The 15,544-nt window shown below is 41.6% G+C and carries 10 protein-coding genes; all 10 read right to left on the minus strand.

Features of this window, described 5'->3' with window-relative positions:
• Window positions 1-41 precede the first annotated feature (41 nt).
• The gene (locus PGY05_RS08925) at window positions 42-1,481 is read right to left on the minus strand and encodes an MFS transporter (protein ID WP_022220694.1); all 1,440 of its coding nucleotides are present in this window, start codon (window positions 1,479-1,481) and stop codon (window positions 42-44) included.
• 98 nt (window positions 1,482-1,579) lie between these two features.
• A complete protein-coding gene (locus tag PGY05_RS08930; protein WP_195548961.1) occupies window positions 1,580-3,106 on the minus strand; it encodes a response regulator in 1,527 nt (508 codons plus the stop codon).
• Window positions 3,087-4,778, minus strand: a complete 1,692-nt coding sequence (locus PGY05_RS08935) for a sensor histidine kinase (RefSeq protein ID WP_055249316.1) — start codon at window positions 4,776-4,778, stop codon at window positions 3,087-3,089. Before PGY05_RS08935 ends, PGY05_RS08930 begins: the two co-directional genes overlap by 20 nt.
• The gene (locus tag PGY05_RS08940; protein WP_243000058.1) at window positions 4,775-5,998 is read right to left on the minus strand and encodes an ABC transporter substrate-binding protein; all 1,224 of its coding nucleotides are present in this window, start codon (window positions 5,996-5,998) and stop codon (window positions 4,775-4,777) included. The genes PGY05_RS08935 and PGY05_RS08940 overlap by 4 nt, the downstream gene beginning before the upstream one ends.
• Window position 5,999: 1 nt before the next feature.
• The gene (locus PGY05_RS08945) at window positions 6,000-7,889 is read right to left on the minus strand and encodes a fructose-bisphosphatase class III (RefSeq protein WP_008370998.1); all 1,890 of its coding nucleotides are present in this window, start codon (window positions 7,887-7,889) and stop codon (window positions 6,000-6,002) included.
• 15 nt (window positions 7,890-7,904) lie between these two features.
• Window positions 7,905-10,418: a hypothetical protein gene (locus PGY05_RS08950; protein WP_270475707.1), complete on the minus strand. Its 2,514-nt coding sequence runs from the start codon at window positions 10,416-10,418 to the stop codon at window positions 7,905-7,907.
• A gap of 36 nt (window positions 10,419-10,454) precedes the next feature.
• On the minus strand, window positions 10,455-11,621 hold the full coding sequence (locus tag PGY05_RS08955; RefSeq protein ID WP_270475708.1) for a class I SAM-dependent methyltransferase: 1,167 nt from the start codon (window positions 11,619-11,621) through the stop codon (window positions 10,455-10,457).
• Window positions 11,622-11,729: 108 nt separating this feature from the next.
• On the minus strand, window positions 11,730-14,336 hold the full coding sequence (locus tag PGY05_RS08960; RefSeq protein WP_270475709.1) for a histidine kinase dimerization/phospho-acceptor domain-containing protein: 2,607 nt from the start codon (window positions 14,334-14,336) through the stop codon (window positions 11,730-11,732).
• 8 nt (window positions 14,337-14,344) lie between these two features.
• A complete protein-coding gene (locus PGY05_RS08965) occupies window positions 14,345-15,043 on the minus strand; it encodes a response regulator transcription factor (RefSeq protein ID WP_008371016.1) in 699 nt (232 codons plus the stop codon).
• 236 nt (window positions 15,044-15,279) lie between these two features.
• Window positions 15,280-15,537: a hypothetical protein gene (locus tag PGY05_RS08970; protein ID WP_022220688.1), complete on the minus strand. Its 258-nt coding sequence runs from the start codon at window positions 15,535-15,537 to the stop codon at window positions 15,280-15,282.
• Window positions 15,538-15,544: the final 7 nt, after the last annotated feature.

Raw genomic sequence — 15,544 nt, forward strand, 5'->3', positions numbered from 1 at the left:
TGCCATCCGATCCTTTTACTATTACTATTTATCTTATATTTCTAATTCTGTTTTGCGTTTTTTCTACGTTCATCCAGTTCTTTTCTGACTGTCGGATATACCTTATCGATTCCCATAAATAAATACCAGATGATTAAAACAACGACTGTGATAGCCAGTGGCAGATATAAGAACAGACTCTTAATTGCAAAAATCGCACTGTCCGGCTGAACAGCTGCCGTTCCATTATAATTTCCTGCCGCAAGGATCCATCCAAGTGCTGCTGTCCCAAGACCTGTTCCGATTTTCTGTCCAAAGCTGGTTACACTGTAAGTAAGTCCTTCTTCTCGGATTCCGTCTTTCCATTCACTGTAATCCACTACGTCTCCAACAATTGCGAACAGGCAGGAATACAATGCCGCATGACCAATTCCCTGTAAAACCAGTCCTCCATAAATCATCGGAAGATTGACCGGTCCTGCAATTTCAAGAATAAGTCCTGCTCCATAGAACAGGAATCCCACAAATAGTGCTTTAATCTTTCCAAATTTTTTTGCAAAAATAGGGATCAGCATGATCGTAAGGATCGTTGGGATATAGTTAAATAATGTCATTGTACTGTTGATCATCTCATTGCCAAGTACATATTTTGCATAATAAATTCTTGATCCACCGGTAAGTCCGAGTGATGTATAAATAATTGCAAATGCTAATGTGATCAGAATAAAGTATTTATTGCTGCAAAGAATTTTAATAGTCTTAATCGGGTGTTTTTTCTTCTTTTCAGTCACTTCCGGTTTGATCGGTTTATATCTTTCTTTTGTTCCGGCAAATGTTGTAATAAACATTCCAAGTGCTACGATCGCATAAATAATACTCATGCAGGTCCAGCCCTTCTGGCCGTTTCCAAGGAAATGTACCAGCGGAATCGTAATCACATTGATTACCAGCTGTGCGATCATTGTAAATTCAAACCGGATTGTATTCATTACATTTCGGTCATGCTGCTCGGTTGTTACCAGCGAAAGCATAGTATTGTAAGAAAGATTTGATGCAGTAAAACAAACTGCTGCAAGGAAAATATATACAAGCAGCATATAAATTGCTTTTCCGTTTGCTCCGATATTCGGAACTGTAAAAATCATAATCAGACTAACAACAAGCGGAGGTGCACTCCATAATACCCACGGACGAGCCTTTCCCCATCTGGTATTTGTCTTATCGATAATAACACCCATAAAAAGATCGGATACTCCATCAAACAATCTTGCGATCAGCATCAGGGTTCCGACTACTCCTGCTGCAATTCCTGCCACATCTGTACAGTAAATCGTCAGGAATGAAGCTACCGTTGTCCACACAAGGTTTGCTCCGATATCACCAACTCCGTAACAGACTTTTTCTCTGGTGGAAACCCGCATACCTTCTGCTTCTTTTTTGACTGCTTTACTTTTTGTTTTTTCTTTAATTACTCCGACGGAAATTTTTTCGGCTGCTTCCATCTTACTTCCTCCTCTTCTCAATTTCTGAACCTACTATAGCAAATTCAGATTTTTAAAAAGGAGAAATTTTTTATAAAAAGAGGAATTTTACAAACTGATTATGTATTCATCCTCCGATATTCGTTCGGAAGCATCCCTACTTCCTGTTTAAACACCTTACTCATGTACTTGGGATCCGAAAAACCTGCCATTGAAGCAATCTGATTCAGCTTTAATTCCGTATCCAGAAGTAATTGTTTTACATGTGCGATTTTATATCGCCTTATGATCTCCGTAAAAGAAGAGCCTGTTTCTTTTTTTAACTGTGTACCCAGATACTGTTCGGTAACATGCAGTCTCCTGGCTGTTTCCTCCAGATTAATTCCGTCACTGTAGCATTCTTTAATAATAGAAAGAGCTTTCTGTACCAGAAGCTCTGCCGAAGTCTGTTTTTTTTCATCATTTTCTATGCAGACAAATAATTCCAGCATTGCATCCATGATTTCTTCCCAGAAAACAGCATTTAAAATCGTATGTAATATTTTTTGGACAAGCAGATCTTCATCCCGTAATGTTCCACACTCTTTTGCCGTATTGATCACAGCGTAAGCAAAACGGATACAAACCTCTCTGATTTCCTGCGGGCTGTGGACTTCACGTAATCCTGCCTCCATAAATTGCTGAAAGCACCGGGTAAACGCAGGATAATCCAGATGGATTACCGCACTCCTTGCCTGATTCTCCAGATCTGCCGGATAAGTAAAACGATTTGTCCTCAGTTGCGCGATTTTTTTGCACTTGATCAATACCCGGTTGCCAAGTATTAAATGCCATCCGCATGCTTCGGTCAGCGCATTTTCAATCTCCGCCAGTTCTCCCAGCCCTTGACACTCTTTTCCCGCAAATGCCCCATGATCATGGATTCTCATAGAAAAAGCCGGTACTACCGATTGCTTCAAATACTGTATAAAATTTTTTTTTGCTTTCACATCATAAAAACAGATAAAAACAGACTGCCTCTTCTCTCTCCATAACCAGCACATTTTTTTGTCCGGATTATGTTCCCGGAATTCTTCTAAAAAAAGCTCTGCTTCTTTTTGTTCGGAATCATAATACTTTCCCATAAAAAGATACATACAGTAAATTTGTTTTCTGCCGGAGAACCCATATTTCTCCAAAAGCGTCTCCTCTAACCTAGAATCCTCTTCATACTCGCCTTCTAACGCATCTTTTATGACCGTTTCAAGTGAAAGAGAATTTTTCCCTCTCTGTTCTACGAATATCTCTTCCTTGATTTTAGAAAGGGTGTTCTTCAGTTCCGTAAGATTAACCGGCTTTAGCAGATAATTTTCTATTCCGAGTGCAATTGCCTTTTTTGCATAATCAAAGTCAGAGTATGCCGTAAGAATCACAACCTTAGTCATACTTCCTCTTTCTCTTGCTTCTTTTAACATCTGCAGACCGTTCATATCCGGCATCTGGATATCAAGCAGGATCAGATCCGGATCCTGTTCTTCAAGAAGAATTAAACCTTCTCGCCCATTTTCCGCGCTTCCTACCACCTGGTATTCCGGACTGATTTTATTCAAAATATGTACAAGCCCCTCACGAATCGGTCTCTCGTCTTCAATGACTGCTATCCGCATCGTCATTTCCTCCCTGTATCGGAATAAATAAATGTACTTTCACGCCACCCGAAAGAATATTTTCAAAATAAACTGCTGTATCTTCTCCGTAATAGAGTTCCAACCGCTTTCTCACATTGGAAATTCCGAGATGATTCTTTATCTTCGTTCCTTCATTGAGTTCTTTTAATCTGACTTTCTCAATACACTGCCCATTATTTACAATGATCAGATGTAATTGTTCTTCTGCCTTCACAGCTTCGATGGTAAGCCGGTGTTCGCCCTTACATCCGCGGAAACTGTACTTGATCGCATTTTCCACAAAAGGCTGAAGTAGCATTTTATGAATTTTATAAGTTTCCAATTCCTCCGGTATTTTAAATATCAGCTCGATTTTTTCTCCTAATTTTTCCTGCTGCAGAAGAATATACTTTTCCAGCCATACCTTTTCCGCTTCGATCGTTGTCAGTTCCCCTGCATCATTAATGGCATAACGCAGGATTTCGGCAAGCGCCACTAACATCTCACTGATTTCATACTGCTCATTTTCAATGGCTTTCCAGTTGATGGTATCCAGGATATTATATAGAAAATGAGGATCGATCTGTGCCTCCAACGCTGAGATTTCTGCATTCTTCTGCTCCAATGCAGATTGTTTCACCTGACCGATCAAATGATAGATCCGTTCAGTCATATCATTGAAGCCTTCCGATATCTTCTGTATTTCTATACTGTCATTTTCTTTGATTGCAAGCTTCTCCCTGAAATTATCTTTCTCCAGATTTTTCATCGCATCTACAATCTCATTTACCGATACCATGACCGGTTCTGTAACTTTATAGATCAGAAATACAAAAACAAGCAGCACTGCCACTGCCAGCAGCAGCCAGAATACGATCTGTTCTCTGATTGCTCTCTGATATTCACTCAGCGACTGGCACAATACGATTTTCCAGCCGCTCCGGGTATTTGTAATGGATTTTTGACTGACCCTTTTCGTCTCTAAAATATCTTCCGTCCTGCCCAGTAATTTTTCATTTTCCGCTCCGACGATCCTTCCGTCATCTATCAGATATATTTCCGATCCTTTTCCAACATCCAGCACGGAACTCAGTTCATCTGCATCGACTGACAGAATCACTTCTCCCAGATCTTCACTGATATCCCAGTAATTTACTACCTTACGGCTGATATGAAACATCCTTTCCGGATTTTCATTCTCTTGATCCATCGTATAAGACAGCATCTCTTCTGTCTCCGGAACTGCAACCTTTTCAATCCAGGAACTGTTCACCGAAGAAGAAGAAAGCCTGTCATAAAAGATTCTTTTTCTATCTGCCAATACCAGCTGAATCCCGTCCACACCCTGATTCCTGTTACAGATATGTGAAAATTCACTTCGCATATTATAGGCATCTGTCTCCATAATATCAGCAGATTCTTTCGCGGTAACCGCAAGATTTAAAAAGTCTTCAGCCGTAGTGATATCATACAGAATCGTCTCATACTTATCCAATGTCATATTCAGACACTGATTTGACTTCTGAAGATCTGCCTCTGCCTGATTGTTCATATTATCAAGGGTGCTTTTTTTCAGACGTGCCTGCGATATCACTGTAAAAATAGTGATCGGAATGCATGCCGTAATAATAAATGCAGGAATCAGAATCTGTCTCAGATTTTTCTTTTTCATTTCTCTGCTCCGATTTTCTCTATCTTTTCTGCACTTTTATTCAATATTGTCTGCGGATCCTCTTCCTCCACCAGTATCTGTCTCAGAGTATCGGAAAGGGTCAGGGAAATCCGTGGCCATTCCGGAGAAATCTCACGAATCCCGGCAGCCTTATACATTTTTATAAATGTTCTCTTTTCCGGATCTTCGGCAAATTGTTGTTCCATAATATCCTGACGCGGTGCAAGAAAACCAAATGCATCAATATATTCTTTCATTCGGTCTTTATCTGCCAGAAACTTTAAAAAACGGATTGCATACTCTTTCTTTTCATTCTCCGCTACTGCCAGAATTTCTCCTCCGGCTACCGAAACCGATGTCTCTCCTCCCGGAATCGGTGCAACACCGAATTCCAGATCCGGATTTCCTTCCCTGATACTGTCAATCGCCATAGAGGAATTGAACATGATCCCAATTTTTCCTTTTAGAAACTGATTTGTCAGATCTCCCATGGTAAGAGAAATGCTCTGCAGACTCAGACTTCCTTCTTTTTCCATCTGATCCAGCAGAAGAAATGCTTTTTTACTGTTTTCTTCTGCAATTCTATACACGTCCCCTCCCATTGACCATAAGATCGGCAGAAATTCATACATACTTTCTTCTGTCTGTAAAGCAGTGATCGCAAACCCTTTTACATCTTCATTGCTGATCTTCGCCGCTGTCTCTTGAAATTCTTCCCAGCTTTCCGGAACTTCGCATCCATTTTCTTCCAGGAGTTTTTTATTATAGAACATCCCTGTACAGTTCACACCAAAAGGCTGCCCATAAATTCTTCCATCTATCGTACATGGTTCCAATGCTTTTTCGTTATATTCCTTTAATTCCGGAATAGCATCTGTAAGATCAGCAAACGCTTTCATATGATGTAGAAATTGAAAGTCCGAGGAGTCCACTACGGCAATATCCGGCATCTTTTCTTCCGACATCGCCAGGGCAAGCTGTTTTTTAAAATCTTCATCCGGAATATAAGATACTTCTATCTCAATATCCTCCTGCATCTTATTAAACTGCTCTACCAGCTCTTCCAGATGTCTCTGATTATCCGGTATATCCCAGTAATGCCATAATTCAATGGTTTCTTTCTCTTTCGCTTTTGTTTCTTCCTTTTTCCGGCATCCTGCACAGCTGCATAAACTAACTGTCATGACAACACATAAAGCGCATGCAAAAATCTTTTTCACTCTATTCCAACTCCCCTTCACGGTATGCACGGAGCAGCATTTTAAGTGCCTCAATATCCTCCTTGATCTTCTTTCCGCTATCTGTATCCCGCACCATCAAACGTTCTTTTTCGGTCTCGACCAGTTCTGATTTTGACTCGATATCCTTATTTTCCGTAAGTGCCGCATACACACTCAGGAAAGGCTGGTGGGATTTGATCCGGATACCATGGGAATTGAAGATCAGTGTATACCCGGCAATTCCGGTAGTCTTATGGTAGCTCTTGCAGAAACCTCCATCAATGACCATTAATTTTCCATTCGCACGGACCGGATGCTCTCCTTTTGAAGTTCTGACCGGTGTATGCCCATTAATGATATGAGCACGCTCGGAATAAAGACCAAACTCATGCAGAATCATATTGCAGACCTTTTCTTCTTCGTAAAATTTATAATATGGATTTGATTCTTCATACCATGTCGACTCATCCAGCACATAAGTACGCTCAAAGGTTTTCGTATTTCTTCCGGAAAGTGGAGACTTTCTTCCGCACCATAGATACCACATAAAGTCTCTGTCTTTTTCTTTCGCCTCCTTCGACCAGGCTCTTCTGGCAACATGCTCTGCATAGTCCAGATATTCTCTTCCTCGATAGCATCTCTTCCCAAATACAACGCCGTCAAAGTTTCCGCTCTCATCCAGCGGCACACAGCCGTGATACAGAAGATTATCGTTGAAGATCCGGTACATACTTCCTTTTTTATACAGGAAATCTATATGCTGTCGCAGACGGATACTGTTCACAAAAGCCATCTGAAGACCTTCCATTACATTTTCTTCCTCTTCGGTCAGCTGATAGACTTCTTCCACGCTTTCAGCTGCAAAACTTACAGTTGGAAATTCTTCCTTCTTGATCTTATATTCTTTTCCGCCAATTTCAACAACCTGACGTTTCACATCCACTTTATGAAGCAGCAATTTATCTTCCATCTTGTAATCCGGATTACGCAGGATCACCTGGCCTTCCAGCTTAAAAAGAAGTACAGAAATTGCTTTCAGTGCCGCTTCCATCGGATCGATCTGCGGGTATATCTTTTCTGCAAATAAGGTCAGATTTCGCAGACTGATCCCATAGCTATTCTCCATGATCTTCATATTATCATATTTCAGATTGTTACGGATAACTGTTGCGATGCAGGCTCTGCTTCCTGCCGCTGCCCCCATCCACAGGATATCATGATTTCCCCATTCAATATCAATGGAGTGATAAGTCGTAAGCAAATCCATGATCCGGTCTGCACAAGGACCTCTGTCAAAAATATCTCCGACAATATGTAGATGATCGACTGCCAGCCGTTTAATCAATCCGGCAAGCACCTCGATAAATTCATCTGCATTCTGTAGTTCAAGGAGCGTATTCAGGATATTGCGGTGATACACCAGCTGATTATCATCTTCATCCTTCTGTACATGGATCAGTTCATCCAGAATATAGGCATATTCCTTCGGCATCGCTTTTCTTACTTTTGAGCGGGTGTATTTGGATGAAAATAATCTTGCGATATCGATTAGTTCTCCTAAGATCACACGATACCACTCTTCATTATTTTTTCCTTCCTTTTTTATCATTGCAAGCTTTTCAACTGGATAATAGATCAGCGTACAGATTTCTTCCCGGTCCAAATCTGATAAAGTATCTTCAAACAACAGATCTACTTTTTCCCGGATCACACCGGAGCAGTTATTTAATATATGGCAAAATGCCTCATATTCTCCATGCAGATCACTCATAAAGTGCTCTGTCCCTTTTGGCAGGCTGAGGATTGCTTTAAGGTTAATAATCTCTCGGCAGACCGCCTGCTCAGTTGGGTATTTTTCTGCCAGAAGTTCTAAATATTTCTCGTCTCTCATTTGCGTCCTCCAAATTTATTTTACATAACCAAAAAATACATTTCCGCTGCCACTTACCATTTGCGCCATCTCTTCAGGCGTAGCCGAATGACGTTCTCCGTCAGCCGGATCAATATAAGCATATTTTTCACTGGTATAGCCGATTACCAGTACTGCATGATCTGCACTTAACATGGCAACGACCGGTGTCTCGTGACTGATGGTATATTGAATTTCTTCCGGTGTACATCCTGTCAGATCAAAACCTTCTCCACCGGTTGCTTCTGTCAGGATTTCTGCCGGCGACTTTCCGTTTTCCAGCTCTGTTGATGCATTTATATCTTCTGCGCCTTCCAGCTTCAGGATCCGGTTCAGGCACGCTGCAAGTGTACTCTCACCTTCTCCTGTCCGGAACTCATCCATATTATTTACTTCATAAATATCCGGCGTATTTCCGGACTCCCATACATATTCCTGTGATGAAGAAATGACCACACCTTTTATCTTCTCCGCTTCCTGGATCGCATAAGATGCTTTTTCATACACCCCCTGCAGACTGCCAAGTGCATATACATAATACTGATTCTTTACCTTCGGTTTATCAAAGCTGACAACCATCGGTTTATCAAACAGTACCTGCTTTGGTTTTAAAATTTTTGCTTTGCTGTCTTTGATCCCATTTTCATAAGTAAGACGAACCAGAGTTCCCCGCAGATCATCATTGTAGGTCTCAACTGTGATATTGCTCTCTTCCTTCTCCTGATTGTTGGTAATATAATCTGCCGTTGTTGAAATATAGGTATTCTCATTTCTGTTCACCCGATTAAGTGTCATCATATTGTCTGCCACATAGCCATCCAGAATGTAAAAATCCTGTACCTCATAGGTCTTGGCTATCTCCTGTTTCTGCGTGATGATATCCACTTTATACATCGGGTACACACTCTGTCCGGATATATTGGTTCCTGCATCGCTTCCACGCAGCATGCCATAGGCAAAATCATTCCGGATAAATCCGATCGGTTTGACATATTCGTCTCCTTCGGATGTAATATCAAAGGATTTGCCCGTCTTCAGATTCAGCACGATAATTTTCTGCGACTCATTGATCTTTCCGCCCTCACTCTGGTAAGCAAGCAGATGTCCGTCTGGTGAAACCTGATACTGCCCTTCCTCCAGATCTTTCACCAGCACCTCTCTGGTGTTGTCCTTCAAATTCACAAGATACAATGTACCATCTATCATTACATAAAGATTTTCATCAGAATTGCTGTAATATACAAATTTACCCAGATCCTCTTTCATCAGATAATATCCGTCTTCGCTAGGGACAAATGCTTTTTCCGTAACGGAATTTTTTTCTGCGTCAAAATAATAGACTGCTACACCTACCTGCCCTTCATGTACACCGCGATTCATATAACCCACTACAGTAAATGTGGTATTGCCTTTTTCATCTACTGAAATCAGGCGGATATCATGCAGGTCGCATAATGTACGCACATCCATGTTTTCCGCATCTGCGAAGCCGAATACCAGTGACATTTCATCCTCTTTTTTATCATAATGCCAGAGTTGGTTATCCTCTATAAATGCTACAATGGTTCCATCTGTATTAGTCTCATACTCCAGGTCCGTCGGCGCAATCCCAACAAGAACACCTTTCTGGTTCAGCGCAGTTGTCTTACCATCAAATCTCTGATTCATCGTGCGATCATAATCAAGCAGATACTGTTGTGCATCTTCCCCGGTGCGGATCCGGAAGAATTCCTTTACACTGTAAAGCCGATCAGCATAATCAGTATCCCCGGTGCACTTTACCTGGTATTTGAGGACAAGTGATGTGTAATTCTCATTGCATTCCTTAATTTCCCAGTATACATTTCCCGATACCTGCGGTGCAAGCGAACCCCATGTCACCTGTGACTGTGTCGATGCAAGTGTGACCTCCTGATAGGTGGAGCTGTCCTCACTGGAATCTGTTTCCAAATAGCTTTCGACCTTATCACCCTGATTTTCGAGTGCCGCATTGTGGAAATCATTTGCGAAATCCAGGCTTTTCTTATAGTTGCAATCTGCCGAATTCTTGATCCTGGTATAAAAATAAATATTCTGATTATCTAGGTACAAGGTTACTTTCAAAATCCTCTCTTCTTTCAGGATCTTCGTATTCTTGAAATTTAAAGTTACTGTATCCTGAACATCTTTAATGGTTCCCTCCTGGATACATTTTTTCCCATTCAGTGTATATACCTGCCAGTAAACCTTCTGGATCTGATTATCATATTTTGCAATGTTCATATCCAGCTGGTTATTTGTGACGGGTGTCAGTGTATCACGCATTGAAGTAAGCGTCATATCGCTTTTATATCCCGGCAGTGAGTTCACTTCATATCCTTCTGTCGTAAAGGATATTCTTGGCAGTGTCGCACCTCCCATATCTGCACTCATATCAGTGTTGCCTCTGTTCGTCACATAACTGGATACGATAACTGCAAGAATAAATACAGTAGTCAGTACCCCTGTCTTTATTGCTATCTTTTTAAACATTGTAATTATAGTCCCCTTTATCTTAATCTGCTAAATTTATACTCCTTTTTCTCCCTCTTCATTCTGCTGATCCAATAATCTCCCCAGCATTGGATCGATGTGAAGCATTTCTTCACATGTGCGGATTGCCTCTGTATTTTTTCCTTTATTTCCCGTGTAAATGGCCCGTATCAAAATATTCTTCGGTGTATGCTCCATATCGATAAACTCCAGGATCTGTGTGTCATATCCCTCCCTCTTGAGATATTCTGCACGTATCGCATCTGTGACAAGAGCTGCCATTCTTTCCTTTATCAGTCCATAAGAAAATAACGGTGCTAAAGTCTCATTTTCCATCTGGCGATTCAGCTCATGTTGACAGCAGGGAACGGAAAGAATGACTTTCGCTTTCCACCCAACTGCCTTTGCCAGTGCAAAATCAGTAGCCGTATCACAGGCATGCAGCGTCACGACCATATCCACTTCATCAGAGCCGGTATAATCTGCAATATTTCCTTCCATAAACTTCAGTTTTCTATAGCCATATTTTTTTGCAAGCTGGTTGCATGCATAAATGACATCCGTCTTCAGATCCAGTCCGATGATCCGGATATCATAACCTTTTAACTCATGCAAATAATAGTATATTGCAAATGTCAGATAGAATTTACCGCATCCAAAATCCAGAATCGTTACTTCCCTGTCCTTCGGAAGCTCCGGAAGAACATCCTCGATAAACTCCAGAAAACGGTTGATCTGGCGGAACTTATCAAACTTTGTCCGCACGATTTCCCCTTCTTTTGTCATAACTCCCAGATCCTGTAAAAATGGAACTGCTTTTCCTTCCTCCAGGATATAATGCTTCTTCCGGTTGTGTGACAGATCAATCTCTTTGAACCTCCCGGTCTGAAGCCGTCTCTGAATCGTCATTTTCCCTTTTTTGCTGACCAGAACCTGATAGCGGAATTTTCTGGTCTCCATCTGCATCTGTTTGAATTCCTGCATGGCATTTTCAATATATCCTGCTGCTTCTTCTTCATTCAGATTGTGGTGAAATACCTGATTGTTCCGGTGTTCTTCGCACTGGTACAAAATATTGTCTTTATGCTCCACAGGGCGGATCTTAATCTTTACAATTCCGCCTTTTTCACGTGGATTGCTGATTATTGCTGATAAAAATTCTTTATTTAAACTCTTTTTTAAGATATTATTCAATGATTCCATTTTAATTTCCCCTTACATTTTAGGTTATATGTACGAATCCAGTTTTTATTGTAAAGCGAAATAAAATAGAGCGCAAGGGAAATTTCCCTTACGCCCCATATTTACCTGTTACTGTTCGACTTCCTGATAGACATCTTCCGTTTCTTTTGGAACCGGGAAACGGATCAGTACCTTGAACAGATCTCCGTCGAGATATAACTCGAATTTTCCCCCTTGAAGCTTTGTCAGATTCTGTGCAATCGAAAGACCAAGCCCGCTTCCTTCCGTGCTTCTGGATACATCTCCGCGGATAAATCTTTCTGTCAGCTCATCTGCCGAAATATTCAGCGGCTGCTCTGATACATTCTTGATCGTAAGCTGTACTTCCTCACCTGTCTGAACCAGATCCACGTATACACGGCTTCCCTCCATTGCATATTTTGCCGCATTGTTAAATACATTTGCAAGAACTCTCCACATTCGTCTGCCGTCTGCGTAGATTGTTGCCGGTTCGGTCGGAAGATTCATGATCATTTTCAGATTCCTTGCCTCAAATTTTTCTTCAAACTCTGCACTGGTCTGGTTAACCAGCTCAACCAGATTCAGATTCATCATTTCCAGGCTGATATTGCCACTGCTTACCTTGGAAGCTTCTACCACATCCTCGGTAAGTGTCTTCAGACGATATGCTTTTTCTTCCAGAACCTGAAGATAATTCCGGATCTTCGGATCCTCAAAATCCTCTCTCTTTAAAAGGTCCACATAATTAATGATTGATGTAAGCGGCGTTTTGATATCATGGGATACATTTGTGATCAGATCCGTTTTGAGGCGTTCATTTTTTACGCTCTCTTCTACCGCCCGGTCCAGTCCATCTCCGATCTTATTGATGCTGACTGCTGCTTCAAGCTGTCCGCCTTTGAGTCCATTTAACGGAATCTGATAATCAACCTGACCGTCTGCGATTGCTTTTACCCCTTTGATGATCCGCGCTCTTCCGATGGCTCTGCGCATCAGGCAGAAAAATGCCCCCGCCTCTGCCGCAAGCATTACGAACAGCCAGATTCCCGGCTCCCACATGGCGATCGCGATCCAGTGAACTACAACCAGTACTCCAAACAAAATCGCAGCTTTCCAGACCTCCCCCAGATGCCGGATCCCAATCCGGATGTATTTGATGATCAGACATAAAATACTGTTCTTCCACAAGGTCTTTGCCTTGATCCTTCTTACCATTCCAAGCCAGAAAGTAAGTCCTGTCATGCAAACGCTTACCGCAACAATCCCTGCAAAAATCAGTACCGATGTGCCATTGAAACCATCTCCGCTAAACCAGACTCCGTTCAGCAGACCGTAACTTAAACTGATTTCCCCATAAATACATATCACCATAACTGCAACCGACAAAAGAATAAAGATTTCTGTCTTCATTTTATCGACCCGATTTAACACAATGCCTTCTTCCCGGTTTGATCTGCCTGCAACAATTGTCAGCCATGCCAGAATTACAAGCATTGCAAATCCGGTTGCAATCGCAATCCAGAAAGTAAATCTTACCTGCGGTGCATACTCCTGATAAATCTTGCTCTCCTGATAAAAGTCATCCTGGATTGGATAGGATGTATCTACCGCGAACACGCATTCGTAATTATCCATCCACATATTGCCACCGATCAGTGATTTCCACTGTGATCCGTCCATATCAATATCACTCTGGTACTCAGTAAGCTTTGGTGTGGCAACCGCATATACTCCCAGCTTTTTCATACTTTCCAGATTCTTTTCCCATTCATCAAATCTCTGATATGCAAGACGGTTGGTATAAACTTTTTTATTGTCCAGATCTACAATCATATATGCAAGATTGGTATTACCTTCTTTATATTCTTCCGTTACATACTGCCACGTCAAAAATTCATTCCGTACACTGTCCACAGTATTTCCAAGCAGGGACATCGCATCACTTAACTTGCCGTTCCATCTGGAATCCTTGTTCACAACTTCCAGAAGATTCTTCGCGCCCACCGGTGCACAGTTTTCGGAAACTTTTTCTCCGTCATACCGCCAGCACTTTGTGTAGACCTGGCGATTTTCACTGTCCAGAATATTGCGGTAAATACTTGCGGAGCTCTCGATCCAGTCATTGATCAGAGAATCGATCACTTCTCCGGTGCTTTCCAGTGAATATTCATCTTTTGCCTCATCCATATTACCAAACTGAAGGTTCCCGTTTTTAAATTCCCGACGAAATTCTTTTTCATAGTAATAATGGTAGGTTCCGTCATCCTTCTGGCAGACGATGATCTCATCATCATTGTCTCCATCTGCCATCTTGGTCCCGTCTGCGTAGTACATCTCCTGATCGTTTTCCCAGTAATTCACAAGATCACCAAGACGGTATGCAAGCCCATTTACATTTTCATTTGAAATCTTACGATCTGAATCATATTCTTTCAGATCTACAATTCTGTTTTCATCATATTCTCCTTCTGTTTCAAAATTGCTGTCGTATCCTTCCGCAGCCGTAATATCATTTGCAGCACTCATCAGCTTGTCGGTAAACCCTTTTGACTGTTCATACTTCTTATGTGGCTTTTCAAACAGGATTCCTGCCAGATTATCGCCCGGATAACTGAATGTAAAAACCAGACATGTGATCATCACCACCGCTAAAATATGCTCCAGTACGATCAGGATTCCTTTACATGGTGCGCTCTGATACCATTTGTTATTCATAAGACCTCCTAACCGATCTTCTCTACCTTATATCCGACACCCCATACTACCTTCAGGTAACGTGGCTCTTTCGGATTGATTTCGATTTTCTCCCGGATATGGCGGATATGTACTGCAACGGTATTGTCCGCTCCGATCGCTTCTTCATTCCAGATATTTTCGTAAATCTGATTGATAGAGAACACCTTTCCCTGATTTTTAACGAGTAACAGTAATATATTGTATTCAATCGGTGTCAGCTTCACTTTTTCGCCGTCCACAGTCACTTCTTTCAGATCATCCCTGATCACAAGTCCCCCGGTCCGGAACTCACTCTGGTTGTCAGATCTCGCCGTACTTCCAAGCTGGGTGTAACGTCTGAGCTGGGATTTTACCCTTGCTACCAGCTCCAACGGATTGAACGGTTTGGTCATGTAATCATCTGCACCGATATTCAGTCCTAAAATCTTGTCCGCATCCTCTGATTTGGCGGATAAAATAATAATCGGGAGGCTCATGTTTTCCCGGATCTTGAGTGTCGCCCGGATTCCGTCCAGCCGCGGCATCATCACATCCATGATCAGAAGATCAACTTCATTTCTTTTCAATACCTTGATTGCTTCGTCGCCATCATACGCCTTCAGGACTTCGTATCCTTCCTGCGTCAGGTAAATATCTATTGCTTCTACAATGTCTTTATCATCATCACATACTAATATTTTCGCCATCTTTTTTCACCTCCTCTATACTATACAAGATTAACAGAGATTTTTTAAGAGATAGGGCGGGATTTTCTTAAGAATTTTTTGAGATTTGAAAATGTGGTGCGAGATGATCTATATTTGTCAGATACAGATTCTTGTGCAAGCACCAATCTGCACCTGACTCATCATATAAGCAAAAAAACTCCCGGCAAGTTTTACTTTACCGGAAGTTTTCTCTTGTGAGGTAATATTTATGATTTCTACTTTTCGTCTTCTCTGTGATCTGCTTTTATATTGCGGTATCCTGCGATCAGTCCAAATCCGATCAGTCCAACACCTACGATCAGAAACAGAATCGTCGCCACAATCATAACAAGCTGTTCATTACCATGACTCGTGGAAATCGCCCTGAACATCTGATATGCCAGTGTCAGCAGATAAAACCCGGCCATTGCATAAATCGCCAGTCTTGCATTTTTCTTCCATCCGTCATTCTCCGGCATCTTATTCTCGTCCATAACATTT

Source organism: Coprococcus sp. AF51-11b1, assembly GCF_027682785.1.
GTDB classification, from domain to species: domain Bacteria; phylum Bacillota; class Clostridia; order Lachnospirales; family Lachnospiraceae; genus Allocoprococcus; species Allocoprococcus comes.

What these genes read in the sequence shown, in the direction of transcription:
- PGY05_RS08925 (WP_022220694.1), bottom strand. Translation starts at nt 1,481, where the DNA reads ATGGAAGCAGCCGAAAAAATTTCCGTCGGAGTAATTAAAGAAAAAACA.
- PGY05_RS08930 (WP_195548961.1), bottom strand. Translation starts at nt 3,106, where the DNA reads ATGCGGATAGCAGTCATTGAAGACGAGAGACCGATTCGTGAGGGGCTT.
- PGY05_RS08935 (WP_055249316.1), bottom strand. Translation starts at nt 4,778, where the DNA reads ATGAAAAAGAAAAATCTGAGACAGATTCTGATTCCTGCATTTATTATT.
- PGY05_RS08945 (WP_008370998.1), bottom strand. Translation starts at nt 7,889, where the DNA reads ATGAGAGACGAGAAATATTTAGAACTTCTGGCAGAAAAATACCCAACT.
- PGY05_RS08950 (WP_270475707.1), bottom strand. Translation starts at nt 10,418, where the DNA reads ATGTTTAAAAAGATAGCAATAAAGACAGGGGTACTGACTACTGTATTT.
- PGY05_RS08955 (WP_270475708.1), bottom strand. Translation starts at nt 11,621, where the DNA reads ATGGAATCATTGAATAATATCTTAAAAAAGAGTTTAAATAAAGAATTT.
- PGY05_RS08960 (WP_270475709.1), bottom strand. Translation starts at nt 14,336, where the DNA reads ATGAATAACAAATGGTATCAGAGCGCACCATGTAAAGGAATCCTGATC.
- PGY05_RS08965 (WP_008371016.1), bottom strand. Translation starts at nt 15,043, where the DNA reads ATGGCGAAAATATTAGTATGTGATGATGATAAAGACATTGTAGAAGCA.
- PGY05_RS08970 (WP_022220688.1), bottom strand. Translation starts at nt 15,537, where the DNA reads ATGGACGAGAATAAGATGCCGGAGAATGACGGATGGAAGAAAAATGCA.